The following is a 24,719-nucleotide window of genomic DNA, read 5'->3' on the forward strand; positions in this document are numbered from 1 at the left end:
AGCAGGCCCCGATTGCGGGGGCCTGCTCGCGGTAGGGAATCTAGGACACGAAGCGGGTGATGGCCGCGGCCAGCTCCGGGCTGTTCGAGGCCGGCACGTTCTGATAGACACCGCCGCTCTGCTGGGCGAGCGTCTGCCAGGTCTGCTGATCGGAATCGGCACCAAAGTCGATCACGTTGATGCGCACCGGTTTCGCCGGATCCTTGAGCCGGTTGATGGTGTCGATCAGGCCAGGACCGTCCAGGGTCTGGTCGGTGTGCGAGCGCCCCGCGATCACCAACACCGAATTCACCTGGTTGGGGCGGAAACCGCCGACAGCGTCCTGATACAGCGCGCGCAGAGTCGTATACGCCACCGCACCATTGCCGGTCGGCTGCAGCGCCGTCAGCGCGTCGGCGACGCTCTGCGAACGGGGCACGCCCTCCACGTCATCGCCGGCACCACCCAGACGCACCACGGTGTTGCCTTCCTTGCCGTCGTACACCCACAAGCCGATACCCGAACCAGGGGCTAGCGATCGAACCCGATTCGCAAGGGCGCCGGTGATATCGGACAGCTTCGCGTCGGGAGCGGGCGAGGAGGCCAACATGATCGTGGTGCTGCCGGAGCCCGACGAGGTGCCATCGGCCAGCGCGACACGAACCTTGTCCTCGATGCTCAGCGGCTTGTCGATCTTGGCGAAGCTCACCACATCGCTGCTGGGCAGGTCCGTGCCTTCGGCCCGGAAACCGGCAGCGGCCAGGTCCTTGATCTGGTCCTTGTCGCCCAGGAAGCGCGCGAATTGACTGGCCGCGGTGTGCTGCTCCTCGGACAGCCACGCACCGTCCAACTGCACGGTGGGGTAGTCGGCGATCGGGGTGGCCCCGGCGGGCTGCCATTCGGCGATGACCTTCTTGGCGTCGCTGTTATTGCGGGTGCGTGCGTAGAGCTGCTGCTCGGTGGTGACCACCGCATGCACGGCGGCACCCGGCTGCTCGCCACCGTCCAACAGCGCGCCGATGGCGTCGGACAGGTTGTTCGCGGGCAGCTTCGGGGCCGTCGCGGTCAAGGATCCGGCAGCACCCGCGCCCAACTCGGGCGAATCGCCGGGGCGGACGCTGGCCGCGGCCACCGCTTCGGCAGCGAGTTGCGCCGCGTCGGCGTTGCCGCTTGACGGCAAGGCCAGCCGCAGCGAACCCCAGCCGGGCAGGCCGACACCGTCCAGGGAGTTCGGCACGTTCTGCAGGGCGGGCACATCCGCCCAGCTCTTGTCGTTCGGAAGGGCCTGGCGCAGCCGCGGCGTCGTCGCGATCACGACGGGTGTGCTCACCAGGGAGCGGCTGTCACTGACGATATTGGTCTTCGAGGCCGCCTTCAGGCGCGCGGAAGAGATCGAGCTGCCCGGAATCCACAGGGCCGGCTGCTCACCGAGCTCGGCGGGCCACTGGCCGGTCAGTCCCTTGATCACATTGGCCGTGTCCGCGGGGCGTACCGAGACGGTGAAGCAGTAGTCGCCGATCACCTCGTGCTTCTTATTGAACCGCTCAGACAGTTCGCCGATCCGGTCCGCGATGGATGGGTCAGCAACAACGGCGATGGCGTTGTTTCCGTGCACGCAGGTGGCAGCGGCCTCGGCTTGGTTGTCGGAGGTCCGCCTGTCGAAGTACCACCACAGGCCGATGGACACCGCCACGACCAGTACCGCCGCGACGACTCCGATCAATCCCTTGCTGACACCCCAGTTGCTACCGCCACTGCGATGCGATCGCTGCCAGCTGCCGGTATCGAACTCCGAAGCGGGGCCCGATTCGTAGTTCGATTCGTAGCCCTGCTCGGCGTTCGCGTCCCAGCCGTCATTTTCGTCCGGATCGTTTGGGCTATCCGACCCAGATGCGCTGTGCCTGCCCATATGTTGTCGCGACCCCTCTGATCCTGTCTTAGATACTTGTCCTACGGCTGTGACGAGCCCCGCTGCGCGTCGGCCCGAGTCTACTGTCCCTGACCGCCGAAACCCGGGTACGCGAAACCAAACCGCGTCCGAAAAGACACGCAGACGTACCCGGCATCACAGGTAGAGGCATGCCGGGCCGTCATCGGCTACTTGGCCGTAGCGGCCTTGTACTCGCGGCGACGCCGGTGCAGGATCGGCTCGGTGTAGCCGTTCGGCTGGTCCTTGCCCTCCAGGATGAGCTCCTTGGCGGCCTGGAAAGCGATGTTGCTGTCGAAGTCCGGAGCCATCGGGCGGTACTCCTTGTCGCCGGCGTTCTGCCGGTCGACCACCGGAGCCATCCGCTGCAGACCCTCGACCACCTCGGCCTCGGTGATCACATCGTGGCGCAGCCAGTTGGCCAGTAGCTGGCTGGAGATACGCAGGGTGGCGCGGTCTTCCATCAGCCCGACGTCGTGGATGTCCGGAACCTTGGAGCAGCCGACGCCCTGATCGATCCAGCGGACCACGTAGCCCAGGATGGACTGGCAGTTGTTGTCGATCTCTTCGCGGATGTCCTCGGCGGTCCAGCCTTGACGCGACTCGGCCAGCGGGATGGTGAGCAAAGACTCCAGCTTGGCGCGGTGCTTCCCGGCCAATTCCTGGTCGATCGCCTTGACGTCCACCTGGTGGTAGTGCAGCGCGTGCAGGGTCGCCGCAGTGGGGGAAGGCACCCACGCCGTGGTGGCACCCGCGCGCGGCTGGGAGATCTTCTGCGCGACCATGTCGGCCATCAGATCGGGCATGGCCCACATGCCCTTGCCGATCTGTGCCTTTCCTGCCAAGCCGGCGCCCAGTCCGGTGTCGACGTTGTGGTCCTCGTACGCCAAGATCCACGGCTGCGACTTCATGACGGCCTTGCGACACATCGGGCCGGCTTCCATCGAGGTGTGGATCTCGTCGCCGGTGCGGTCCAGGAACCCGGTGTTGATGAACACCACGCGGTCCGAGGCGGCCTTGATGGCGGCCTTCAGGTTGACGGTGGTGCGGCGCTCCTCGTCCATGATGCCGACCTTGAGAGTGGCGTGCGGCAGTCCGAGCACCTCTTCCGCACGCCCGAACAGCTCGGCGGTGAAGGCGACTTCCTCGGGCCCGTGCATCTTGGGCTTCACGATGTAGATGGAGCCGGTGCGGCTGTTCTTCAGCGCGCCGTTCTTCTTGCCGGAACGCAGGCCATGGATGGCGATGAGGCTGGTGAACAGCGCATCCTGGATACCCTCGGGCATCTCATTGCCCTCGGCATCGACGATGGCGTCGTTGGTCATGAGGTGACCGACATTGCGAACGAACAGCAGGCTGCGCCCGGGCAGTGTCAGTTCGCCCTTGCCGTCGGGGGTGGTGAAGACACGGTCCGCGTTGAGCACGCGGGTGAACGTCTTGCCGCCCTTGGACACCTCCTCGGACAGGTCACCCTTGTTGAGCCCCAGCCAGTTTCGGTATCCGAGCACCTTGTCCTCGGCGTCCACCGCCGCGACCGAGTCCTCGAAGTCCATGATCGTGGTGATCGCCGATTCCAGCACCACATCCTTGATGCCGGCCTTATCGGTGGCTCCGATGGGGGAGTCGGGGTCGATCAAGATCTCGATGTGCAGGCCGTGGTTGATCAGCAGCACCGACCACTGCGGCTTGCCCAGCTTGCCGGTGTAGCCGACGAACTGATCGGGGTTCTGCAGGCCTGTCGAGAATTCGTCGCCCAGTTCGATGAGCAGCTGGCCGTCGTCGATCTTCAGGCCGACGGCGTCCTTCCACGACCCGGCCGCCAGCGGCGCCGCACCGTCGAGCACCTCACGGGCGTACGCGATGACCTTGTCGCCACGGATCGTGTTGTACGACGAGCCCTTCTCGGCGCCATCGGCTTCCGAGATGACGTCGGTGCCGTACAGCGCGTCGTAGAGGGAGCCCCATCGTGCGTTGGCGGCATTGAGCGCGAAGCGCGCGTTGAGGATCGGCACCACCAGCTGCGGCCCGGCCGTCGTGGTGATCTCGTCATCCACGTTGGTGGTGGTGATGGTGAAATCTTCGGGCTCGGGAACCAGGTATCCGATTTCGGTGAGGAACTCCTGGTACGCGGACTCATTGAGCGGCTCGATGGCACGCTGGCGGTGCCAGCGATCGATCTGAGTTTGCAGATCGTCGCGCCGTTCGAGTAGCTCGCGGTTCCGCGGAGCCAAATCGGTGACTACCTTGTCGACCCCTGCCCAGAAAGCGTCGGCATCCACACCGGTGCCCGGAAGGGCCTCATTGGTGATGAAGTCATACAGCACCCGCGCCACGCGCAAGTTGCCCACATCGACGCGATCACTCATCGCAACTCCTCTGTGTTGTCGGGGGTCAGGGACCGGACGCTGCTGCGAATCGGTAAACATTGATCCTACTCATTGGTAGCCACCAACCCCGAAACCGCTCTATATGCGGTGAGTTCCATCACGCACGGTGCCGACGAGATCCTCCACTAGATCCTCCAGTGTGACCAGGCCCACTACGCTGCCGTCGGTGGTTGACATGAGTGCCAGATGACTGTTGCTACGACGCAGGGTCGACAGCGCCTCCGGTAGCGGAACCGACCCGTGTAAGCGGGGCAGCGGCCGAATGAAGGCGGGGTCGACAATCGCGTCCGGATCGTCGCCCATTGTCAGGACGTCCTTTATGTGCAGATAGCCGAGGTAATCCCCGCGAGGGCCAATAACTGGGAAACGGGAGTATCCAGTTTCGGCCACGACGCGCTCTACCGCGGCGACGGAAGGTGCCTGTGCCGAGCCCGATACGGCGATCGCCCGAATCTGGTTAGCGGGCACGACCACGTCCGCGACCACGCGGTGCTGGATCTGCAGCGCGCGGCGCAGTCGAGTGTGTTCCTCCTCATCCAGAAGCCCCTCGGACAGCGACTCGGCGATCATCTCGGAGAGCTCCACGGTGGACACAGTCACCTCGAGCTCATCCTTCACCGGCACCTTGATGAGCCGCAGCGCGCTGTTGGCGCACCAGTTGTAGAAGGCGATCAGGGGCCGCGCCAACCGGATGTAGACCAGGTATGGCGGGATGAGCAGCATGGCCGCCGATTCCGGGCCGGCGATGGCGATGTTCTTGGGCACCATCTCGCCGAGCAGCACGTGCAGCAGCACCACGATCGACAGTGAGACCACGAACGCGACGGTGTGCATCACCGCGGGCGGTGCGCCCAACAGCTCGAAGGGGCGCTCCAGCAGGTGCGCTACCGCCGGTTCTCCGATGCGGCCCAACAGAATCGAACAGATGGTGATGCCGAGTTGGGCGCCGGCGAGCATCAGCGACAGATTTTGGCCCGCCATCATCACCGTCACGGCGCGCTTCTTGCCGGCCTCTGCGAGGGCCTCCAGCCGGTCCCTGCGCGCCGAGATGAGGGCGAATTCGGCGCCCACGAAGAACGCGTTCGCCAAAAGCAATGCGGCGGTGAGTAATACGCCGAATATGTCGCTACCCATCGTGGTCATGCCCCTGACCCTCGGGATCGCTCAGCTCGGTGAGCTCGATCTGATCGATCCGGCGCCCATCCATGCTGGCCACCCGGGCCCGCCAGCGAGGCAGCTCGGCCAGCGGATGATCCGGCACTACCGCGGACAACTCGACGGTCTCGCCCACCGTGGGGATGTGGCCGAGCTCCTGCAGCACCAGGCCGCCGATGGTCTCGTATTCACCCTCGGGCGCCCGGTAGCCGGTAGCCGCGGCCACCTCGTCGATGCGCAGCAGACCCGACACCACCCAACCCCCGCCGGATGAGACGACATCGGGCGTCGCGTCATCGTGCTCGTCACGGACATCGCCCACGATCTCCTCGATCATGTCCTCGACCGTGACCAGGCCCGCGGTACCGCCGTACTCATCGACCACCAGCGCCGTTTGCATGCCGTTGGCCCGTACCTGCTCCATGACCGCGTCGCCGTCGAGGGTCGAGGGCACCACCGCCACTGGCCGGGCCAGACTAGCCAGTGTCGTGGTGGCGCGCCGTTCCCGCGGCACCTCGAAGATCTGCTTGACGTGGACGATCCCGATGGTCGCGTCCAGATCGCCCTCGGTGATGGGGAAGCGTGAGAATCCGGTCTCGACGGCGATCGTGACGAGATCGGCCACCGTGTCCGTCGCCTCCAGTGATTCGATTTCGGTGCGCGGGGTCATGAGTTCCTCCGCGGTTCGGCTGCCGAACCGCAGCGAGCGGTCTACCAGCACCGCGGTGGTTTCGTCGAGTGCGCCACTGCGGGCCGAGGTGCGCACCAACGACCCCAATTCCTGTGGCGAGCGTGCCGACCGCAGTTCCTCGGCCGGCTCGATGCCCATGCGGCGCAGCACCCAGTTGGCCGTTCCGTTCAAGGCCCGGATGGCGAAGGCGAACACCGCCGAGAACAGCACCATGGGGCCCGCGGTGGCGCGCGAGGTCCAAATGGGACGCGCCAGCGCGAAGTTCTTGGGGACGAGCTCGCCGAAGATCATCGAGACAGAGGTGGCGATGAGCAACGCCAACGTCAGCGATATGGCGCTGCTGACCGCGATTCCGGTGTATCCGAACAGCTCCGACAGCAGGCGCGCGATCACCGGTTCGGCGAGGTATCCGGTGACCAACGTGGTGATGGTGATGCCCAGCTGGGCGCCGGACAGCTGGAACGAGAGCGTGCTGTGCGCTCGTCGGACCAATCTGTCCCGGCCGTCTCCGGTCTTGGCACGTGCCTCGATACCGCTACGTTCCAGCGCGGTCAGCGAGAATTCTGCCGCCACGAACAGTGCGGTCCCGGCGGTCAGCGCGACGAAGGCAAGCAGGCTCAGCCCGGTGAGTAAGACCGTCACCGCTTGCTGGCCCCTTAGGTTGAGCGGTCACACCGTGTGACCATCGTGAGGCTCAATGGTAACCGGGCAGGTGGCCGGCAGGGTACCGACCGGTCACCAACCTTCGGGAAGAGGGCGTCCCTCGGCGAATCCGGCGGCGGACTGAACGCCCAAAATCACGCGCTCATGCAACTCGCCCAGTGTGCGTGCACCGACATAGGTACAGGTACTGCGCACGCCCGAGATGATGTGGTCGATCAGATCCTCCACACCGGGACGTTGCGGGTCCACTTCGATCCGGGACGTGGAGATGCCCTCCTCGAACAAGCTCTTGCGGGCCTGGTCGAAGGCGCTGTCGCCGGCGGTGCGGGCCGCGACGGCACGTTTGGAGGCCATCCCGAAACTGTCCTTGTACCGGCGGCCGTTGGGGGAGAGCTGCAGGTCGCCGGGGGATTCATGAGTCCCCGCGAACCACGAGCCGATCATCACGTTGGCGGCACCGGCCGCGAGCGCCAGGGCGACATCGCGCGGATGCCGAACCCCGCCGTCCGCCCACACGTGAGCGTCGAGTTCCCTTGCCGCGGCAGCGCATTCGATGACCGCGGAGAGCTGCGGGCGGCCCACTCCGGTCATCATCCGGGTGGTGCACATGGCACCCGGACCCACGCCTACCTTCACGATGTCCGCGCCGGCCCGAATCAGGTCCCGGGTGCCCTGGGCCGACACCACGTTGCCCGCCGCGATCGGTACGCCCAGGGATAACTCCGCGACCGACGTCAGGACCTCGAGCATCTTCTGTTGATGCCCATGGGCGGTGTCGATGACCAGCAGATCTACCCCTGCCCGCACCAGGGCGCTGGCCTTGGCCCGCACATCGCCGTTGATGCCGACGGCACCGGCGATACGCAGCCGCCCGGCGGCGTCAACGGCCGGCGTGTACAGGCCCGCCCGAATCGCCCCGGTGCGGGTCAGGATGCCCGCCATGGTCCCGTCCGGGCGGGTCAGCACCGCCACCGGCACGTGCGCCTCGGCCAGCCGGTCGAAGATCGCCCGCGGATCGGTCCCCGTGGGCACCGTGACGAAGTCGGTGGCCGCGATCTCGTGGACGCGGGTGAATCTGTCGATGCCGGTACATGCGGCCTCGGTGACCAGGCCCAGTGGCTTGCCGTCCTGGAGTACCACCGCAGCCCCGTGCGAGCGCTTGTGAATCAGCGCGATGGCCTCACCGGCCGAGTCGTCCGGGGCCAGCGTCACCGGAGTGTCGTAGACCAGATCCCGGCTCTTGATGAACTCGACGGTCTCCGCGACGGCCTGCACCGGAAGGTCCTGGGGCAACACGGTGATGCCGCCGCGGCGGGCCACGGTCTCGGCCATCCGCCGCCCCGCCACCGCCGTCATATTGGCAACCACGATCGGAATCGTGGTGCCGGTGCCGTCGGCGGTGGTCAGGTCGACATCAAACCGGGAGGTCACATCGGAGTGGTTCGGGACCACGAAGACGTCGTCGTACGTGAGGTCGTACGGCGGCCGCTGCTCGTCCAGAAACTTCATCGTGTGCTGCCCTATGCCTCGTCGTCCGGCCGCTACGCCTCTACTTCGCTACGGTCGCCGCTCCAGAGCGTGTGGAATTTACCGGGGGAGTCGATGCGCTCATAGGTGTGCGCTCCGAAGAAATCTCGTTGCGCCTGGGTGAGTGCCGCGGGCAGGCGATCGGTGCGCAGGCCGTCGTAATAGGACAGCGAGGAGGCGAACCCGGGCACCGGAATGCCCAGCGCCGTCGCTGTGATGACCACGCGCCGCCAGCTGTCGATGCCCTTCTCGACTGCGTCCCGGAAGTACGGAGCCGCAATGAGCGTCGGCAGGTCGGGCTGTTCGGCGAAGGCTTCCTTGACGCGGTTGAGGAACTGCGCACGAATGATGCAGCCGCCGCGCCAGATGGTGGCCAGGTCGCCGGGCTTGACGTCCCAGTTGTATTCCTCGCTGCCCGCCGCGATCTGGTTGAACCCCTGCGCGTAGGCCACGATCTTCGAGGCGTACAGGGCCTGTCGCACGTCTTCGATGAACTGCTTTGCATCGCTTGGCTTTTCGCCGAGCTTGCCGGAGGTGAAGCCGGCCGATGCCGCACGCTGCGGCTTCGAGCCGGACAGTGCGCGGGCGAACACGGCCTCGGCGATGCCGGTGACCGGCACCCCGAGATCGAGGGCCGACTTGACCGTCCAGCGCCCCGTGCCCTTCTGCTCGGCGGCGTCGACGATCACGTCCACCAGCGGCTTGCCGGTCTTGGCGTCGACCTGCTGGAGCACCTCCGCGGTGATCTCGATGAGGTAGCTCTCCAGCTCACCGGCGTTCCACTCGGTGAACACGTCGGCGATCTGCGGTGCGCTCATCCCCAGTCCGTCGCGCAGCAGCTGGTAGGCCTCGCCGATGAGCTGCATGTCGGAGTATTCGATGCCGTTGTGCACCATCTTCACGAAATGGCCGGAGCCGTCGGGGCCGATGTGGGTGCAGCAGGGCACACCGTCGACGTGTGCCGAGATCTCCTCCAGCAGCGGGCCGAGGGATTCGTACGACTTCTTCGGCCCACCCGGCATGATCGACGGGCCGTTCAGTGCGCCCTCCTCGCCACCGGAGATGCCGGCCCCCACGAAGTGCAGGTTACGGTCGGCCATCGCCTTCTCGCGGCGGATGGTGTCGGTGTACAGCGAGTTGCCCCCGTCGATGATGATGTCGCCGGGCTCCATGGCATCGGCCAGTTCGTTGATCACCGCGTCGGTCGGATCACCGGCCTTGACCATGATGAGCACGCGACGCGGCCGCTCCAGGGCCGCCACGAACTCCTCGATGCTTTCGCTGCGGATGAAGTTTCCCTCGGATCCGTGCTCGGCGAGCAGGGCGTCGGTCTTGGCTACCGATCGGTTGTGCAGCGCAACCGTGTAGCCATGTCGCGCGAAGTTGCGCGCGATATTCGATCCCATGACGGCCAGACCCGTCACGCCGATCTGAGCTTTACCCTGCGCCGAGCCCTCTGCAGCCGTCACCAGCACATCCTTTCGTTGACGTGTTGTGCTCCACGGATTCTCGCGCAGTCACAATCAGCCCGCGAGTGCGGGTCGTCTACTTGGAGGTTACTTACTGAAGAGGCGTTGCAGTTCGGTGAACCACGGGATGACAACGGCCAGGGTGGGTACCACCAGAATGGCCGCCGCCGCGACGTAGGCGCCGCAGGACAACATCAGGCTGTTGCCGCTGCCGCCGAGACGTCGCACCCGGATCAGGGTGGTGGGTCCGCCGGCGGCCATCGCGCCGACCGGTGTTGGGCCCCCGGCACAGGCGACCAGGGCGCGGGCCAAGGGAGTCGGGCCGGCAGTGCGGACCGCGGCGTCGTCGGCAAGCAGTTCGACCAGCAGCTTGACCGCGTCCAGCGCGTTCTTACTGCGGACAATGACGGGGAAGGCATCGTGTACGGCGGTGAACGCCTCCAGCACCAGATCGTGGCGGGCTCGCAGATGCGCGCGCTCATGCGCGACGATCGCGGTTACCTCCTTGTGCCCCAGGGTGCTCAGCGTGCCTTCGCTGACAACGACCCGGCTGCGTACGCCGGGCAGGCAGTAGGCCAGGGGCTCGTCGACTTCCAGAACACGCAGATCGTGGTCGCGCCGGCGATGGATGTCGTAGCCACCGCGCCAGTTCTCGCAGTAGCGCTTGTGGTCCAGCAGGTCGACGATCGCCCGGTGCCGGGCGCGCCGGCGCCGGGTGCGTACCCCGACCCGGATCACCGACACCATCAGCCGGATACCGATCAGAATCGTGATCGCGAAGACCGTCACGTAGAGCAGCCACAAACCCCAACCGAGACGGTCGATTTCGCCGGTGATGGTGGCGGTGGGGTGGCCGTCCGGACCTGGGGCCAGCAGTCTGCTGGCGATGGCGAGCCCGGAACTGAAGGCGGAGAGGACGGCGGCCGCGGCAATGGCTTGCCACAAGACCATGGCGGCGCGGGGTGCGCGGTACGGCCAGCGCGCACGCGCGAGCAACGCCGGTACGGGACCGGTCAGCAGCAGCGCGAGAATCGCGAACGCCAGGGCGGACACATAACTAGTGTCCCTTACGCGGTGGGGCGACCGCCAGCAGATGGATCTTTCGCCTCAAGATCGGCCAGCGCACGGCGTAGTGCGTCTGCCTCATCGGGGCCGACGCGCTCCACGAAGTGCACCAATGCGGCCTCGCGCGCGCCAGAGTTGTTGGCCTGCGCCAATGCGTCGACCATCAGGCCGGCCACCAGTTCGTCGCGGCCATGCACCGGGGCATAGCGGTGCGCGCGGTCATCGCGGTGTTGAACGACCAGGTCTTTCTTGGCAAGGCGTTGTAGCACGGTCATCACGGTCGTGTAGGCGAGATCACGCCGCACCGACAACGCTTCGTGGACCTGACGGACGGTCTGAGGCTCGGGGGAGGACCACAGGTGGTCCATCACCGCGCGTTCAAGTTCGCCCAGGCGTGCCATTCCGAACATTCTACGTTCACCTCCGACGCAATGCCGTACTACATCCAGTCGTACTGCTTCTGACAGCCAACGATCCGGGACGCGGTCTTTGTTCCGGCGCTCGATCCGTTCTCGCTCGTCCTGGAGAGCGCGGGCCGCTCGCTGCCTATACGGCCCCACGATCAGGAACTTCGGTGAGGGCAGTCACAACACCCGCACCTGGCGATGTCATCGTACATGTGGTTAGGCTTACCTATCTTGTCTACGTGAAGGGAGGCTGCCAACTGTGACGCTGGCCATCGACCGAACCTCTTCGACCAGGAGTCTCATCGCCGACGATCCGCTGATCGCCGGGATGTCCATCCGCCGGTCGCTGCCGCTGCATGAATCCAGCGCGCGGCTTCGTGAGCTGTACCCGGAATGTCCGCGCGCGTACGGCGTCGCCGTGATGTCCGATGTGGGCCGACGACGATGGTGGCCGCTGGCGCGCGCGCTGAATACCGATCGGCTCGAGCAGATGTATGCCCGCGCTGTCGATGAGACTGGCAGTGGCTCGATTGCCGTCCATCAGCTCGCGGACGCGCTGGTGCACACCGTGGTCGGGCGCCTGGTGGCTCTTGTGGTGCTGGAGGGTCGTGCCTGGGATCCGGGGCTCGGCAACCTATGGGTCTACTTCGACTCTGAAGGCTGCATCGACTGGGCCGGCGTGGTCGACCCGACGCTGCGCGTGTTGCCCGACGACCCTGATCGGGACCGTGAGCAGGTGGTGGTTTTTCCGGGCGAGGACGCTTTGGCGGCCTGGACCGCGCACCGATGCCACCGCGCGCTGGCGCCGTTGTTCACGCGCCTGTCGCAGGTCGGTTCCGGCGCGATGGAAATCGGCCAGATGTGGCAGCTGGTGGGCTCGACAGTGGTGGGTGCGGCCACCCACGTTCCGCTGCTGGCGCGGTCCAGTGAGACCGACGGAATGCGGCGCGGGCAGGCGATCCTGGACCGGTTCATGACACTCGGATTGCCGGTCCGCCACAAAGCCCTTGCTATTTAGGGCAGCCTTGCCTATCCTAAGTCTTGTCGAACGCGCCACAGCGCGACCAGACACCCGGACCGCGCCGGAGTCCTGAGGGCTGCAGAGACCCCCGGTCCACTCGAAGGAAGTGCCCCACCCGTTTCGGCGGGTGGGGCACTTCTTCGTTATCGGTGTCGCACTGATATGAACATCAGATGCCAGACACGCCGGAGCAGCTCAGCGCCATGCCCACCGCGCCCTTCGACAAACTTGTGGGGCTCGAATACACGTCGCTGACACCCGACGGTGTGACCGCCAGCCTCACCATCACCGAGAACCTTCTGCAGCCCAACGGGATCGTGCATGGCGGCGTGTACTGCTCGGTGGTCGAGAGTGTGGCGAGTGTGTCCGGATTCGTGTGGCGGGCCCATGCGCTGGGCGAGGAGAGCGCGGTGGTCGGCGTCAACAACAACACCGACTTTCTGCGAGCGATCTCGACCGGCACGCTCACCGCGGCGTCCACGCCCATACATCGGGGCCGTCGCCAGCAGCTGTGGCTCGTCACCATCACCGACGATCAAGGCCGAACAATCGCGCGCGGGCAGGTGCGTCTGCAGAACCTGTGAGACTCGGGTGGGCGCGACTCCCCGTACGCCCACCCGAGCCCATGCGAGAGATGTCGGCCGGCCCCCCGATGGTCGGGCCGCCACCCTCGTCCCCCCCGAATCCGGTCCCCGCAAGGATCCGGGAAGGCCTTTCAGCTCAGCTGCAGTTTGTCGACGATCATGTCGGCCATCTTCTGCACCAGCTGCTTTGAATTGCTTCGCGCGCACACCTGGGTCTGCACAACGACATTGGCGACCCCGTTGTACGACACGAAGCAGCGGTACTTGCTCGGCCCGTAGGTCAAGACCCAGTTCGCCCTCTTGGCTTCGGTGCGCGACACGGAAACCGTCACCGGCACCTTGTTGCCCTCCGGATCAGTGAAGTTGTAGGTCTTCCCGTCGCATTCCTTGACCTGGTCGCTGGCCGTCGCGAATTGCGATTGAGCCGCGTTCTTGTCGCTGTAGGCGGCGATGGCCTGATACACCTGCGCGTCCGGGCTCTTGGCGTCGCCGAGCAGCATCTCGGTACCGCGGAACGTCTCGTAGTCCTTACCGACCGACTCGACCGTAAGCCCCTGCGTCACATTGCAGCTCGTGTCGTCGGATGCGGTGGCCGTGAAGGGCTTGTCCCGCTTGTTCGTTTTGGCGACTTCGGTGTCCAGGGCCCTGGCGATCTCCTCGTCGGTGAACAGCGCCGCCACCATGGCTTCCTCGGTGATCTTGTCCTGGCCGGGCCATCCCGTCAGCCCGGCCGGTCCAGTGTCCGGCAGCGACGGCGCCGGTGCGTTCACGCTCCGTGAGGTTGTCGCCGTGGCAGGGGCGGCAGTCTCGTGCGTGTCCTGCTGGGCGCCGCACCCGGCCAGTGCCAGCACGGCGATCGCCGTCGCACACAGCGCCGCGCTGACCTGCTTCCGCACGGCCTTTCCCGCCATGAGCCCCCCTGCTGTGTTCTTCACCGCGGTCATGCCGGAATCCACTCGGCCATGCGATCGACGATCGCGGAAACTATCGGAGCGCCATTGCCGTTCTGGCACAACAGGCTTCCGAAGAGCACGTTGTTCTTCGTGCGGTAGTCGTAGAAGCACCGCCATCCCGTGGGCTTCCCGTTCTCGGTTGCTTGCCGCATCCATTTCACGCTGGTGCCGTCGTTGGTGATGTCGCCGATCTGCCATTCGGCATCACCCTCGGTTTGACGGGAGCCCGTGCAGGAGGACAACGACCGTGGATAGGCCGCCTGTAGCTGGCTCGCCGCGGCCTTAGGGTCCGGGAACAGCACCACGGACTGCCAGACGATGTGGTCGTAGCGCTTTTCCGTTTCCTGCTGGCGAGCACCCCGGTAGGTGGTCCATTCGTCGCCCAGCACCTCGGTGCGCAGCCCCGTCAATGCCTGACACTTGCCCGATGCGAGCGAATCGCTCGGGCTGGACGACTTGAACTCGTATGTCAGCGGGGAGCCGACGAGTCGGCCCGCATCGTCGGCGGAAATGATGATCGACCCCGCCTTGTCCGGTGTCACGACCACCGGCGCAGGTGGTGCCAGCGAGGTCGTCACCGGTGGTGCACTGGACTTGGGGCTCGCGATTGCCGCGTCCGGTCCCTTGTCGGAAGCGGTCGACGTCTGGGTCGCCCCGACCGGTATCGGCTTGATACCACCGCTTTGTGTGCCGCACCCGACCGCGAGCACCGCCACCAGGCCAAGCCATCCGGCGGTCAACACGTGACGCATCCCATTCCCTCCCTGTCGACATGGGCCCACATCGACCCAAATCATGGCTAGATCGGATCGCCCGCGCCCAGTGTTACACGAGCGCCGAAATCGACTACCTACTTCGATTTGGTAGCGCCGGCCACCATCCGGTCGATGATCGCCTTCATTGCCGGCGCGCTGTTGCCACGCTGGCATACGGTCACCGATAGCAGCAGATTGTCGATAACACGTGCTTCATCGCTGCAGCGCCATCCGTTGGCTTGCCCGTTATCGAGGGATTCGTCCGCCCACTGCGCCCGGTCGGAGGTCACGTCCTTGACCGTCTCCCGCCACGACGATTCACCGGATTTGAGCACCTCGCCCGTACAGCTGCGGATATCCGCCGGATATTGGCTGGCGAATGCCTCTGCTGCCGCATCTGCCTTGGGATACAGCACCACGCGTTGGCTCACCCAATGGTCATAGGTTTTCTCGGCCTCCTGCAACCACACATTGCGGTAGGTCGTCCACGATTCGCCGAGGCTCAGGGTCAAAGGAGCGACAAGCGACCGGCACGACTCCTTGCCATCGATCGTCGGCTTCCCCGGGTTGGAGGACTTTCCCTCGTAGTCAAGTTCGGAACCGACCAGCTGACTCACGTCGTCCTTCGGCAGGATGAGCGAGTTGGCCTTATCCGGGCTGATCACGTCTGCCGTGGCCGCCGCCGATGTCTGCGACGCGCCCGAGGCCGCCGAAGGCCCGGATGTCGTCGTGCCCTGTTGGCTGCTGCCGAAGAACGAACACCCCGTCACGACAATTCCTGCACCGGCCACGATCGCGGCCTTACGGAAAACCGATGCGCCAGTCACCGTCGGTCCTTTCACTGTGGGATCCATGCGGCGATCCGATCGGTAATGGTCGTGACTCCGGGAACGCCGTCGCCGTACTGGCACAGATATCCCCCGAAGAGCACGTTGTTCTTGGTGCGGAAGTCAAAGAAGCAGTGCCATGGCGAGCTCTCCGTGGTCTGCAGCTGAGCCCAGGTGGCCGAGGTAGGGGAGGTTTGTGCCAGGCTGCTGATCTTCCAGTGCTGATCCAGCACGGTGAGTTCCGCACCCTGGCAGGTCTTGAACGCGGAGGCCGGATATGCCTGCGCGAACGCCGCGGCGGCCTCCTCACGCGTGGGGTACAGAACCGCCACCTGTCCGACGATGTACGAGGTTTGGTCCTTGGTCTCGCGGTAGTAGTTCCAGCGGTACGTGGTCCACTCGGATCCCAATTGCGCGGCCCGTGGATGGTCCAGGTTGGTGCAATCAGGCGGGCCGGTCAGCGTGTCTGTCGGCGGTGACGAACGGTTTTGATCGAACTCCAGCGTGGTGCCCAGAATCTTCCCGATATCGGCACGTGAGCCGAGGATCGATTCGATCTTGTCCGGCGTGACCACCAGAGGTGGCGGCGCGGGCGCCTTGGTGGTGGTGGGGACGGACTGGGGCGCCGAGGTGCCCGCGGTCATCGGCATGTCCGCGGTAGTGGTGGACGGCGCTGCCACCGGCTTGATCCCCTCGCTGGGTTGCGTGCATCCGGTCATCAGCACCGCTGCCGACACCACACACCCCAACGCCATTCGATACCGCATGTGCACCCTCCTGATCGACTCACTACACAGCGAACTCGGGGAGATTCTTGCATTCACGATCTCTACTGCGCCGCAAAACCCGGTACTGCCTGTGCGGGTTCTGTGAAAATGCCGGGCCGCACGGATCGTGGCAGGATCGCCCCTTATGCGATTGACCCCGCACGAGCAGGAACGGCTGCTCATCTCGTACGCGGCGGAATTGGCGCGCCGCCGCCAGTCCCGAGGCCTGCTTCTCAACCATCCCGAAGCCATCGCGGTCATCACCGACCATCTGCTCGAAGGTGCCCGCGACGGTCGCACCGTCTCGGAACTGATGGTCAGCGGCCGTGAAGTGCTTGGGCGTCACGACGTCATGGACGGCGTGCCCGAGATGATTCCGGATGTCCAGGTGGAGGCGACGTTTCCCGACGGCACCAAACTCGTCACCGTGCATCACCCGATCGGATGAGCCAGATGATCCCCGGCGAATACCTTTTCGCGTCAGACGAAATCGAGCTCAACGCGGGTGCGGCCGTCATCGAGGTCGATGTCGTCAATACCGGAGACCGCCCTGTCCAGGTGGGCAGCCATGTGCATTTTCCGCAGTCGAATCCGGCGCTCGATTTTGACCGCACAGCGGCGCACGGTCACCGGCTACATATTCCGGCGGGCACCGCGGTGCGCTTTGAACCCGGTGTCGCGCAAAGAGTTCAGTTGGTGCCGTTGCGTGGCCGCCGCGAAGTGCATGGGCTGACCCTTGATCCGCCGGGGCGGTTGGACGGAGGTGATCCGGCATGACCAGGTTGACGCGAGAGCACTACGCCAAGCTGTACGGCCCAACGACCGGTGACCGGATTCGTTTGGCCGACACCGATCTGATCATCGAAATCACCGAAGATCGTTCTGGGGGACCCGGTCTGGCGGGCGAAGAAGCCGTCTTCGGCGGCGGCAAGGTGCTCCGGGAGTCGATGGGGCAGAGCCGTCTCACGCGGGCCGGCGGTTCGCCAGACACGGTGATCACCGGCGCCATCATCATCGACTATTGGGGAGTCATCAAGGCCGACATAGGTATCCGTGACGGCCGTATTGTCGGCATCGGCAAGGCGGGCAACCCGGACATCATGGATGGGGTAGACCCCGCCCTGATCGTCGGGCCGTCCACCGAGATCATCGCCGGCAACAACCGGATCGTGACCGCCGGGGGCATCGATTGTCACGTGCATTTCATCTGCCCGCAGATCTTGCCCGAGGCGCTTAGCGGCGGTATCACCACGATGATCGGCGGCGGTACCGGGCCGGCCGAGGGGAGCAAGGCCACCACGGTGACGCCCGGTGCGTGGCATCTGGGACGGATGCTGCAGGCCCTGGACGGCTGGCCCATGAACATCCTGATGCTGGGCAAGGGCAACACCGTGAACCCGGACGCGATGTGGGAGCAATTGCGGGGCGGGGCAGCAGGTTTCAAACTGCACGAGGATTGGGGCACCACCCCGGCGGTGATCGACGCCTGTCTGCGGGTCGCCGACGAGGCCGACGTCCAGGTCGCCTTGCACTCGGACACCCTCAATGAGACCGGTTTCGTGGAAGGGACATTGGCGGCCATCGGTGGGCGCGCGATCCACGCGTATCACACCGAGGGCGCGGGCGGCGGTCATGCACCTGACATCATCACCGTGGCCAGCTATCCGAACGTGATGCCCAGTTCCACCAACCCCACCCGGCCGCATACGGTCAACACCCTCGACGAACATCTCGACATGCTGATGGTCTGTCATCATCTCAATGCCGCGGTGCCGGAGGACTTGGCCTTCGCGGAGAGCCGCATCCGGCCGTCCACCATCGCCGCCGAGGATCTGCTGCACGATATCGGTGCGATCTCCATGATCGGCAGCGACAGTCAGGCCATGGGGCGCATCGGTGAGGTGGTCATGCGGACCTGGCAGACGGCACACGTGATGAAGAAACGTCGCGGCGCATTGGCGGGGGATCCCTCCGGGCCCAACGGAAACGACAACAATCGCGTGCGCCGATACGTCGCGAAGTACACGATCTGCCCGGCGATAACGCACGGCATCGACCACGAGATCGGTTCGGTGGAAGTGGGTAAGCTCGCCGACCTGGTGTTGTGGGAACCGGCTTTTTTCGGGGTGCGGCCCCATGCCGTCATCAAGGGCGGTGGCATCGTCTGGGCGGCCATGGGTGACGCCAACGCGTCAATTCCCACGCCACAACCGGTGTTTCCGCGTCCGATGTTCAGTGCCATGCATGCCGTCGCGGCGGGACTGGCAGTGCATTTCGTATCGCCGACGGCCATCGAAGACGACCTGGCGGCACGACTCGCGTTGCGGCGCAGACTCGTCCCCACGCGCGATGTCCGAAATCGCGGCAAGGCGGATCTGCCACTCAACGACGCGATGCCCGACATCCGAGTGGATCCCGATACCTTCACCGTGCGCATCGACGGTGAGATATGGGAAGAGCAACCGGCGACAGAATTGCCGATGGCACAACGATATTTCCTGTTCTGATGGACCTAGCCAATACCTCTGCCACCACCGCGTTGCTGTTGTCGCTCGCGGATTCCCGGTTGCCCACCGGTTCGCACGTGCATTCCGGCGGGGTGGAGGAGGCCATCGCCCAGGGACTCGTGTGGGACCGTTCGACACTCATGGCCTATCTGCGTCGACGTATCCGGACCCACGGCCTGGTGGCGGGCTCGATTGCCGCCGCGATCAGCACCGGCAGGCTCGACCCGGTGCGCGCCGACGCCGAAACGGACGCCCGTACACCGTCGCGTGCGGCCCGCGACGCGTCCCGGGCGCAGGGCCGCGGGCTGCGGCGCCTGGCGAGTATCGCGTGGCCACATATCGATTGGAGCCCGCACGGGCGTCAGCCGCACCTGGCGGTCGTGTACGGCATCATCGGGGCAGCCACGGGATTGACGGGGCGCGATATCGCGCTGGTGGTCGTGTACACCACGTTGACCGGGTCGGCGACCGCCGGCCAGCGTCTGCTGGCGCTGGATCCGGCCGAGGTGGCTGTGGGCACACTGGAGTTGACGGGCTTGTGCGAGCAGACGGCTACCCTGGCCGACACCGAGCTGGCCAGCTTGTCCGACCCCTTGTTGGATGTGCTCGCCGAGCAGCACCTGATGCGTGAACGCCCCCTTTTTGTTTCGTAGTTCTCACAAGATTGGATCCCCATGCCCCCGCACCTGATCGACGGCCAGCCGCACCAGCACATCGACCGCCCGCGACGCGTTCGTCAACCCGGCGAGCCTTTGCGCATCGGTATCGGCGGCCCGGTGGGATCGGGAAAGACCGCGCTGGTCGCCGCGCTGTGCCGCACGCTGCGCGACGAGATCTCGGTGGCGGTGTTGACCAACGACATCTACACAACCGAGGATGCCGACTTCCTGCGCCGCCACGCGGTGCTGCCCGATGAGCGCATCACCGCGGTGCAGACCGGTGGCTGTCCGCACACCGCCATCCGCGACGACATCACCGCGAATCTCGACGCGATAGAGGATCTGATCGCCGCCAACGACGCGCTCGATCTCATTCTCGTTGAATCCGGCGGCGACAATCTCACCGCAACCTTCTCGTCCGGACTGATCGACGTGCAGATCTTCGTCATCGATGTCGCCGGCGGCGACAAGGTGCCACGTAAGGGCGGCCCGGGCGTGACGTTCTCGGATCTGTTGGTTATCAACAAGACCGATCTGGCTCCGATGGTTGGTGCCGACCTGGCCGTGATGGCCCGGGATGCCGCGGCCGTGCGCGAGGGCAGACCGACAGCGATGATCTCGTTGACCGAAGACCCGGCCGCATCCGAGGTATTGGCTTGGGTGCGTGCGCATCTCGCCGAAGCGCACCAATCGGATCATGCGCACTGACGTCCAGATCATTGCGGAGAAAGGGCGGTTCCCTCGGCTGCGGTGTACCGGCAGCCTGCAGGGCCGGATCACCGATCCGGACACCGTTCATCTCGTCGGGATCGCCGCCAATCCACTCGGTGGTGACGAGATCTCGGTGCGCATCGAAGTCGGGGAGGGGGCGACGTTGCGGGTGCGATCGGTGGCAGCGGCTGTCGCGCTGCCTGGCCGCGTGACCGGGCGATCCTCGACGGCATGGGACTGCGCGGTGGCCGGCGAGTTGGACCTGGACCCGGCGCCGACCATTGTGGCTGCGAACGCCTCCCATCACTCCGATGTCACCGTTCGCGGGGCGGCCGGTGCCGGCTTGCGGATGCGGGAACGGGTGCAGATCGGGCGGGCGGGGGAGTCATCGGGATTCTGGAGCGGCCAGCTTCACGTCGACATCAACGACAACCCGCTACTGCGGCATCGCATCGAGCTGGGTGCCGGGTCGGTGACCGATGACGAACTGGGCTGCCCGCTGGCGTTGATCAGTGAACTCCGCTACCCGACAACAGCTTCCGCGGTGCCGGAACCCGCAGGTGCCACGGTGCTGAGCTTGGCGGGCGACGCGTCCCTGCTCACCTGGCAGGGACAGCGTCTACCGCCGCTTGTCGGCCTGGGCTAGCTTGCGGCCCTTTCCGTCTCGGGCTGGGTGGCCTGCTCCTCGTCGCCGTTCTTCTCCGCGACGAGTTCCTCGAGCTGATCCAAACGTGTTCGCGCCCAAGCCTGCTGCTCGGTGATCGCCATCTGACCGCGTGAGCGGGTGACGAAGGCGAACGACCACAGGATGAGTGTGACCAACCGATTCTTGAATCCGACCAGATAGACCAGGTGCAGCGCCAGCCAGCTGAGCCAGGCGATGAATCCGCTGAACTCAATCTTGCCGATCTTGACGACCGCGCTGTAGCGAGACACGGTGGCCATCGAGCCCTTGTCGAAGAACTTGAAAGGCGGGCGCTCTTGTGGGCTGCGGCCCTTCAGTTCGGCCTTGATCTGCTTGGCGGCGTAGCGCCCACCCTGGATGGCCCCCTGGGCCACACCGGGCACGCCGTCGACCGCCATCATGTCGCCGACCACGAACACGTTGGGGTGACCCGGAATTGACAGGTCAGGACCCACCTTGACGCGTCCGGCGCGGTCCAACTCCACACCCGACTGCTCGGCCAGGTTCTTGCCGAGGGGGCTCGCCGAAACACCTGCCGACCAAACCTTGCACCACGATTCGATGCGTTCGACGGTGCCGTCCGCGTGTTTGACGGTCAACCCATTGCGGTCGACGTCGGTGACCATGGCGCTGAGTTGTATTTCGACGCCGAGCTTCTCCAAGCGCTTACGGGCCTTGTCGCCGAGCTTCGGGCCGAAGGGCGGCAGCACCGCGGGGGCCGCGTCCAGCAGGATCACCCGGGCATCGGTGGAATCGATGTTGCGGAAGGTGCCCTTGAGGGTCTCGTTGGCCAGCTCGGCGATCTGTCCGGCCATCTCCACACCGGTGGGGCCGGCCCCGACCACCGTGAAAGTCATCAGCTTGCGGCGCCGAACTGGGTCACTGGACCGTTCGGCCTGCTCGAACGCGCCGAGGATGCGTCCGCGCAGCTCCAGGGCATCATCGATGGACTTCATCCCCGGGGCCCACTCGGCGAAGTGGTCGTTTCCGAAGTAGGACTGACCCGCGCCGGCCGCCACGATCAGGCTGTCGTAGGGGGTCGAGTAGTCGTGTCCGAGCAGCGAGGAATGCACGACCTGATTCGCCAGGTCGATGCTCGTCACGTCGCCGAGGACGACCTGGGCGTTGTCCTGATCCTTCAGGATCTGCCGAGTGGGGGGCGCGATCTCGCCCTCGGAGATGATGCCGGTGGCCACTTGGTACAGCAGCGGCTGGAACAGGTGGTGGGTGGTGCGCGCGATCAATGTGACGTCGACGTTGGCACGTTTGAGTGTCTTGGCGGCGGTCAGGCCGCCGAATCCCGACCCGATGATCACCACTCGGTGTTTCGGCGTCAGCGCGTCCTTGATCTTGGTCTTGGGGTCGGCCGCGACAGGCGCCGCGGCACCGGCGGCGTCTGGTGTCGTGCTCATCGATCACTCCTCGTCGAATGGTGTCTCAACTGGGGTTTTTCACCTTGTCTGACACTTTGTGCAACACCCCAACCGTAGCTGGGATTTCCCCGTACGTCGCGTCAGTTAGCTTAGCGAAATATCTCACATGGCCTCCGGGCGCCAGCCTGGATCACGTCCGGACATGGCCAGCATCTGATCGAAACGGCCGGTGCCCGGGGGCACCGGCAGCCGTGGGCCGAACAGGCCGGGTATTCCGCCGTCGGACGCCAGGGCGCTGAGGAACCCGAAAAGGCCCGGATCGGTCCCTTCCGGCAGTTCGAATGGCTGACCGGTGGCGACCGCCAAATCCCAACCGTGCAGCACCAATTCGTCGAGGGCCACCATGGCGACCTGGTCGTTGGGCATCACGTTGCCGGCGATCGTCGACTCGCCCACCCAGGACGCGGGGCGCTCCCATGCTTCGACGAGACCGGCCAGCCGCCGGGGCAGCAGGGTGCGCCATTGCGAATCGAGATCCTCGGTGAACGTGGGTCCCGACGGCACAAAGCCCGCCGTCGCGGCCTCCTCGGGGATCGCGGCGTACCGGAAAGCCGAGGAGAGCCCCATCAGGTGGTTCACCAAGGCGCGCACCGTCAGGCCCGTGCAGGGCGTCGGGCTGTCGAGTGCGTCGTCGCGGACTCCGGGAAGCAGTGCCTCCACGGCAGCTGCCGCCGGCCGCAAACTGAACGGTACTTCCACATCTCACATCCTGCCCGACGGCCGGTGAGAGGTGAACCCCGATCCCGCCGACTAGTCCTTGAACAGGGGGCGAAGAGTACTGCCGATCAGCTCCACCACTCCCGGCAGATGCCCATTGGCAGGCGCGTTGAGGGTGACGGAGTCGATGCCCTGGTCCAGGACTCGGGTCTGTACCTGCTCGGCGATCTCGTCGGGGCTGCCCACCAGGGTGCGCCCGAGTACCTGCGCCCGGGCCTCGTCCGGCAGCGTGTCCAGGTCGATTCCGTTCTTACTCAGCTGTGCCGCGGCCAACTTCCATGCCGTCGCCGAGTCGTCGTCGATGAAGACGGAGAAGAAGGCGGAGGTTTCCAGCGTGGACGGATCGCGGCCGGCCTCCTCGCAGCGCTGCCGCAGCACCGCCAGCTTGTGTGGAATCTCGTCCAGTGAGCTGAGCAGGTTCAGGTGATCGGCGTACTTCACCGCCAGGCCGAAGGTCTTCTTCTCGCCGCTGCCGCCGATCATGATCGGGATGTTCGGCCGTAGCCGCGGCTCGTTCAGCGCGGTCTCGGTGCGGTAGTACTTGCCCTCGAAGGTGGGGCGCTCGCCACGCAGCATCGGCGGAATGATCTCCAGCGCTTCGCTCAACCGCTCGAACCGATCGGTGAAGGTGCCGAACTCGAAGCCGAGCTGCTGATGTTCCAGCTCGAACCATCCGGCTCCGATGCCCAGGATCGCGCGTCCGCCGCTGACGACGTCGAGCGTGGTGACGGCCTTGGCGAGCAGTGTCGGGTTTCGATAGGTATTGCCCGTGACCAGCGTGGAGAGCTGAATGGTGCTGGTGGCACTCGCCAATGCGCCCAACGCCGTGTACGCCTCCAGCATCGGCTGATCGGGGGTACCGATCATGGGGAGCTGATAGAAGTGATCCATCACGAAGACGGTGTCGAAGCCCGACGCTTCCGCGTCGCGCACCTGTTTGACGACGGTGGGAAAGAGTTCCGCGACACCGGTGCCGTAGGAGAAATTGGGAATCTGATATCCGAGCCGAATGGTCACTCGGTCAGCGTACGCCCGATCTGCCGGTGCGGCATTACGGTCTTGCCCGGCAAGGCAATTCGGGAAATGAAGCTGGAGTGCACTCCAGCTTCGGTCAGCTAACTCCGGCGGGGACGCCGCGGCTGACGTGCAGGGTCTGGCCGGTGATGTGACGCGCCTGCGGGCTGGTGAGGAACAACGCCAGCCGGGCAATCTCGCCGGCAATCAGCTCGTGCGTGTCCTCGGTGCTGTCGAGGCCGTCGTAGTTGGCCTCAGCCGACTGTCCGGGGGCGATGGTGTTGATGGTGATTCCGCGGGTGCCCATGCGTTCGGCCTGCTCGGCGGTCCATGCCGACAGCGCGGCCTTGGCCGCGGTGGTGGCGCCCGATCGGTCCCGGCTGCCCAGCGTGCACAGGTTGATGATCGCCGCCCCCGAACGGAGGTGATCCCCGATGGCCTGCACGGTCAGCACCGCGGTCAACACGCTCGACTCGTATCGCGACAACCACGCCTCGCCGGTGTCGGTGAGGGTGCCCAGATGCGGCCCCGGCTCGCTCCACACGGGATTGGGGATGTTCACGATGGCATCGAGGTGCTGGGGGAAGAGCTCGACGTTCTCTTCCAGGCTGTCCGGGTCGGCGTTATCGCACACGATGGCGTCGACCTCGAGCTCCTTGGCGGCGATCTCCAGCTCATCTGCGTTGGGGCCGGTGATGACGACGCGATGGCCGGCGTTGCGGAATTCCGCGGCCACCGCCCGGCCGACCTCGTTAACCGCTCCGGTTACCAGTACGTCCATGGCGGTACCTTCCTCACCTTCCTGCAAGCCTTACC

Annotated in this window: 24 protein-coding genes; 8 read left to right on the forward strand and 16 right to left on the reverse strand. The window is 65.6% G+C overall.

The features are described 5' to 3' along the window. Nucleotides 1-40 precede the first annotated feature (40 nt). The 8 genes from ABG82_RS12835 to ABG82_RS12870 form a co-directional block, all read right to left on the reverse strand. Entirely contained in the window at nucleotides 41-1,888 is a 1,848-nt protein-coding gene (locus ABG82_RS12835) for a vWA domain-containing protein (protein ID WP_043078982.1), read from the reverse strand. 188 nt (nucleotides 1,889-2,076) lie between these two features. Continuing rightward, entirely contained in the window at nucleotides 2,077-4,272 is a 2,196-nt protein-coding gene (locus ABG82_RS12840) for a malate synthase G (RefSeq protein ID WP_043078981.1), read from the reverse strand. Nucleotides 4,273-4,371: 99 nt separating this feature from the next. Next, nucleotides 4,372-5,427 (reverse strand): hemolysin family protein, encoded by a 1,056-nt coding sequence (locus ABG82_RS12845; protein ID WP_043079015.1) that lies wholly within the window; start codon nucleotides 5,425-5,427, stop codon nucleotides 4,372-4,374. Next, nucleotides 5,420-6,781, reverse strand: a complete 1,362-nt coding sequence (locus ABG82_RS12850; protein WP_043078980.1) for a hemolysin family protein — start codon at nucleotides 6,779-6,781, stop codon at nucleotides 5,420-5,422. The genes ABG82_RS12845 and ABG82_RS12850 overlap by 8 nt, the downstream gene beginning before the upstream one ends. 93 nt (nucleotides 6,782-6,874) lie before the next feature. After that, nucleotides 6,875-8,311 (reverse strand): GuaB1 family IMP dehydrogenase-related protein, encoded by a 1,437-nt coding sequence (locus tag ABG82_RS12855; RefSeq protein ID WP_043078979.1) that lies wholly within the window; start codon nucleotides 8,309-8,311, stop codon nucleotides 6,875-6,877. 32 nt (nucleotides 8,312-8,343) lie between these two features. Next, nucleotides 8,344-9,798, reverse strand: a complete 1,455-nt coding sequence (gene gndA, locus ABG82_RS12860; RefSeq protein WP_043079014.1) for an NADP-dependent phosphogluconate dehydrogenase — start codon at nucleotides 9,796-9,798, stop codon at nucleotides 8,344-8,346. Between the two features lie 87 nt (nucleotides 9,799-9,885). After that, entirely contained in the window at nucleotides 9,886-10,851 is a 966-nt protein-coding gene (locus tag ABG82_RS12865; protein WP_043078978.1) for a M56 family metallopeptidase, read from the reverse strand. Between the two features lie 14 nt (nucleotides 10,852-10,865). Beyond that, entirely contained in the window at nucleotides 10,866-11,273 is a 408-nt protein-coding gene (locus ABG82_RS12870) for a BlaI/MecI/CopY family transcriptional regulator (protein ID WP_043078977.1), read from the reverse strand. Nucleotides 11,274-11,529: 256 nt separating this feature from the next. Between ABG82_RS12870 and ABG82_RS12880 the strand changes: the two genes are divergently transcribed. Both ABG82_RS12880 and ABG82_RS12885 read left to right on the forward strand, forming a co-directional pair. Then, on the forward strand, nucleotides 11,530-12,288 hold the full coding sequence (locus ABG82_RS12880; protein WP_043078976.1) for a hypothetical protein: 759 nt from the start codon (nucleotides 11,530-11,532) through the stop codon (nucleotides 12,286-12,288). Nucleotides 12,289-12,464: 176 nt separating this feature from the next. Next, nucleotides 12,465-12,875 (forward strand): PaaI family thioesterase, encoded by a 411-nt coding sequence (locus ABG82_RS12885; RefSeq protein WP_043078975.1) that lies wholly within the window; start codon nucleotides 12,465-12,467, stop codon nucleotides 12,873-12,875. Nucleotides 12,876-13,006: 131 nt separating this feature from the next. On the opposite strand, the gene ABG82_RS12890 is transcribed toward ABG82_RS12885, so the two are convergent. From ABG82_RS12890 to ABG82_RS12905, 4 genes are all read right to left on the reverse strand, one after another. After that, complete coding sequence (locus tag ABG82_RS12890) at nucleotides 13,007-13,819, reverse strand: sensor domain-containing protein (protein ID WP_043079013.1); 813 nt, start codon at nucleotides 13,817-13,819, stop codon at nucleotides 13,007-13,009. Next, nucleotides 13,816-14,580, reverse strand: coding sequence for a sensor domain-containing protein (locus ABG82_RS12895; protein ID WP_043078974.1), 765 nt, complete (start codon nucleotides 14,578-14,580; stop codon nucleotides 13,816-13,818). Before ABG82_RS12895 ends, ABG82_RS12890 begins: the two co-directional genes overlap by 4 nt. A 98-nt stretch (nucleotides 14,581-14,678) precedes the next feature. After that, nucleotides 14,679-15,410, reverse strand: a complete 732-nt coding sequence (locus ABG82_RS12900; RefSeq protein WP_234708058.1) for a sensor domain-containing protein — start codon at nucleotides 15,408-15,410, stop codon at nucleotides 14,679-14,681. A gap of 11 nt (nucleotides 15,411-15,421) precedes the next feature. Next, complete coding sequence (locus tag ABG82_RS12905) at nucleotides 15,422-16,177, reverse strand: sensor domain-containing protein (RefSeq protein WP_043078972.1); 756 nt, start codon at nucleotides 16,175-16,177, stop codon at nucleotides 15,422-15,424. Nucleotides 16,178-16,322: 145 nt separating this feature from the next. Between ABG82_RS12905 and ABG82_RS12910 the strand changes: the two genes are divergently transcribed. From ABG82_RS12910 to ABG82_RS12935, 6 genes are read left to right on the forward strand one after another with little or no spacing between them, the layout of a single operon-like run. Continuing rightward, a complete protein-coding gene (locus ABG82_RS12910) occupies nucleotides 16,323-16,625 on the forward strand; it encodes an urease subunit gamma (protein ID WP_043078971.1) in 303 nt (100 codons plus the stop codon). A 5-nt stretch (nucleotides 16,626-16,630) separates the two neighbouring features. After that, entirely contained in the window at nucleotides 16,631-16,954 is a 324-nt protein-coding gene (locus ABG82_RS12915) for an urease subunit beta (protein ID WP_043078970.1), read from the forward strand. After that, complete coding sequence (locus ABG82_RS12920; protein ID WP_043078969.1) at nucleotides 16,951-18,684, forward strand: urease subunit alpha; 1,734 nt, start codon at nucleotides 16,951-16,953, stop codon at nucleotides 18,682-18,684. Before ABG82_RS12915 ends, ABG82_RS12920 begins: the two co-directional genes overlap by 4 nt. Continuing rightward, a complete protein-coding gene (locus ABG82_RS12925) occupies nucleotides 18,684-19,337 on the forward strand; it encodes an urease accessory protein UreF (protein WP_043078968.1) in 654 nt (217 codons plus the stop codon). Before ABG82_RS12920 ends, ABG82_RS12925 begins: the two co-directional genes overlap by 1 nt. A 21-nt stretch (nucleotides 19,338-19,358) precedes the next feature. Beyond that, nucleotides 19,359-20,051, forward strand: coding sequence for an urease accessory protein UreG (ureG, locus tag ABG82_RS12930; protein WP_043078967.1), 693 nt, complete (start codon nucleotides 19,359-19,361; stop codon nucleotides 20,049-20,051). Continuing rightward, complete coding sequence (locus ABG82_RS12935; protein WP_043078966.1) at nucleotides 20,041-20,700, forward strand: urease accessory protein UreD; 660 nt, start codon at nucleotides 20,041-20,043, stop codon at nucleotides 20,698-20,700. The genes ureG and ABG82_RS12935 overlap by 11 nt, the downstream gene beginning before the upstream one ends. On the opposite strand, the gene ABG82_RS12940 is transcribed toward ABG82_RS12935, so the two are convergent. From ABG82_RS12940 to ABG82_RS12955, 4 genes are all read right to left on the reverse strand, one after another. After that, nucleotides 20,697-22,151, reverse strand: coding sequence for an NAD(P)/FAD-dependent oxidoreductase (locus tag ABG82_RS12940; RefSeq protein ID WP_078343850.1), 1,455 nt, complete (start codon nucleotides 22,149-22,151; stop codon nucleotides 20,697-20,699). The genes ABG82_RS12935 and ABG82_RS12940 overlap by 4 nt on opposite strands. 123 nt (nucleotides 22,152-22,274) lie before the next feature. Beyond that, nucleotides 22,275-22,871 carry a TIGR03086 family metal-binding protein gene (locus tag ABG82_RS12945; protein ID WP_043078965.1) on the reverse strand — a complete coding sequence of 199 codons (597 nt, stop codon included), beginning with the start codon at nucleotides 22,869-22,871 and terminating at the stop codon, nucleotides 22,275-22,277. A gap of 51 nt (nucleotides 22,872-22,922) precedes the next feature. Continuing rightward, nucleotides 22,923-23,906: an LLM class F420-dependent oxidoreductase gene (locus tag ABG82_RS12950; RefSeq protein ID WP_043078964.1), complete on the reverse strand. Its 984-nt coding sequence runs from the start codon at nucleotides 23,904-23,906 to the stop codon at nucleotides 22,923-22,925. A gap of 94 nt (nucleotides 23,907-24,000) precedes the next feature. Then, nucleotides 24,001-24,684, reverse strand: coding sequence for an SDR family oxidoreductase (locus tag ABG82_RS12955; RefSeq protein ID WP_043078963.1), 684 nt, complete (start codon nucleotides 24,682-24,684; stop codon nucleotides 24,001-24,003). Nucleotides 24,685-24,719: the final 35 nt, after the last annotated feature.

Origin of the sequence: Mycobacteroides immunogenum, assembly GCF_001605725.1 — a bacterium.
GTDB classification, from domain to species: domain Bacteria; phylum Actinomycetota; class Actinomycetes; order Mycobacteriales; family Mycobacteriaceae; genus Mycobacterium; species Mycobacterium immunogenum.